The organism is Actinomycetota bacterium (assembly GCA_036280995.1).
GTDB lineage: Bacteria > Actinomycetota > CALGFH01 > CALGFH01 > CALGFH01 > CALGFH01.
On sequence record DASUPQ010000685.1, the window covers coordinates 1 to 2,352 of the forward strand.

General features: G+C 71.6%; 2 protein-coding genes. Both read left to right on the top strand.

The features are described 5' to 3' along the window. Nucleotides 1–879, top strand: an 879-nt coding sequence (locus VF468_23145; GenBank protein ID HEX5881187.1) for a caspase family protein, incomplete at its 5' end; no start/stop codon positions are given. Between the two features lie 351 nt (nucleotides 880–1,230). Next, the coding region (locus VF468_23150) for a hypothetical protein (protein HEX5881188.1) at nucleotides 1,231–2,352 on the top strand (1,122 nt) is incomplete at its 3' end.

The window sequence follows — 2,352 nt, forward strand, 5'->3', positions numbered from 1 at the left end:
ATCCAGCGACATCCGGGTCACCAGACCAGGACCGCCGCAAGCACGTTTGTGCGTCTTGGCGAGGTGCCCTCTCAACGAAAGGAACCACAAATGGCCGGGTATTCACTTCACATCGGACTCAACCATGTCGACCCCACGGCGTACGGCGGGTGGGACGGCGCCCTGCAGGGCTGTCTCAGCGACGCCGCGAGCATGGAGACGCTCGCGCTCGCCGCGGGCTACTCCACCTCGAGCCTGCTCGAGTGTGACGCCACCAGCGCGCGTGTGATCAGCGCGCTCGGTGACCTCGCTCGGCGGGCGTCGGGTGGTGACATCTGCCTCGTTACCTACTCCGGCCACGGTGGCCAGATCGACGACGTCGAGGGTGACGAGGACGAGGGCAAGGATGAGACTTGGGTGCTGTTCGACCGCCAACTCATCGACGATGAGCTATACCGCGCGTGGTCACAGTTCGCTTCGGGGGTTCGGCTGCTCGTCCTCAGCGACAGCTGCCACAGCGGCAGCGTGAACCGTGACCTGGCCGACACTCGGGTCGATCGGGCGATGCCCAGTCTCATCTGCGCCCAGGACAACGCGGCACGTCGGGCTACGTACGAACTGGTCAAAGCCCAGGCGCGCCGCAACCAGGACGCCGATGTGGTTGCGTCCGTGCTGCTGATCTCCGGATGCCAGGACGACCAGGTCTCGTTCGACGGCGCCCGCAATGGGGCCTTCACCGAGAGCCTGCTTGAGGTGTGGGCAGACGGCGGGTTCGCGGGCGACTACCGGGCGTTCCATCAGGCCATCGTCGCCAACATGTCGACCGACCAGACACCCGGCCTGGACGACGTACTTGTCAAGGATGCAGCATTCCTCACCCAGCAGCCGTTCACCATTTAGTTAGTTGCCGCCCGAGAGACGAGCCCCCACTACCAACGTGTTCGGCAGCGCGACAACGCGGGGCGCGTGCGCCGCTGCAGGTGCTGGGGGATCCGTGTGTGCGGCGCCAGGGACCGGGCGGGCATCCGCTGCCTTCTCGGCGGGAAGGGGCGATGCCCCGCGCCTGTGGACGACGGGTCCGCTGCACGCCTGGTTGTCGGTGGTCTGCCGTAGCGTCCGGACCATGTTGCAGACACTGAGTGAGGCCGGGCAGCGGGGCCGGGGGGCCTGGCTGTCGGCGGCTGGATACCCCTGTGGACAACGCGGATTCGGCACCGGTGAGTGTCGGTGGGGGGCGGTAGGTTGAGCAGCATGACGGACACACCGATCGAGGACCTGGACGCGGCCGGGACGCTGGCGGCGGTGGAGGGCTGGCACGCGGAGCAGCGGGACCGGGAGGCCCGGCTGTTCCTGGCCGCCGCGCACTACGCGGACCTGCACGCCACCCCCCGGCTGGGCCAGGATGGCCGGGTGCTGGCCGGGATGGAGCGGCTGGTCCGGATGGGTGGGGCCGGGACCCCGAAGGTGCGGGAGTTCGCCGCCGCCGAGCTCGGCGCCGCGCTGGGCCGGTCCGGGTACGCCGGGCAGCAGCTGATCGCCGACGCGCTGGACGTGCGGCACCGGCTGCCGGAGTTGTGGGCCGGGGTGGTGGCCGGAACCGTCCCGGTGTGGCTGGCCCGCCGGGTCGCCGCCCGCACCCGCGAGCTCACCCCGGAGCAGGCCGGGCTGATCGACACCCAGCTGGTGGAGTATGCGGACGGGCGGTTGGGGTGGACCGGGTTCGAGACCCTGCTGGAGGCCGGGATCGTCGCCGCCGACCCGGTGGCGGCCGCGGCGCGGGAGGAGGCGGCCCGGGCCGAGCAGTTCGCCAAGGTGGGGCGGTCCAACGAGCACGGGCAGAAGACCCTGTATCTGCGGGCCGACGCGCCGGTGGTGATCCGGATCGACGCCACCCTGGACTACCTGGTGCAGGCGCTCCGCGCGCTCGGCCAGGACGACACCGAGTGCGAGGACCGGTTGCGGGTGCGGGCCGCGCTGATCCTGGCCAACCCGCCGGAGGCGGTCCGGCTGCTGGCGGCCTACGCCGAGCACCGGGCCCGATCAGACAACAAGACCGAGGACGCGCCGCCACCCGCGGAGGACGAGCCGCCCGCCGACGACGTGCCGCCGGCCGAGGAGGAGGCCGCGGCACTGGTGGAGGACGCGGCCGAGGACGAGCCGCCCGCCGGGCAGGCCGCGGCGGCGGCGGGGGTGCTGCCGGCCGGGTTCACTACCCCGTTCCGGCCCACCCAGATCAGTGCCACCGGTGAGCGGTGGCGGTTCGACCCGGCCCGGCTGCTGCCCACCGTCACCCTGTACCTGCATCTGCACCAGGAGGCGGTGGACCGGGACCTGGACGGGGTGGCCCGCTGGGAGGGCCAGGGCCCGGTCACC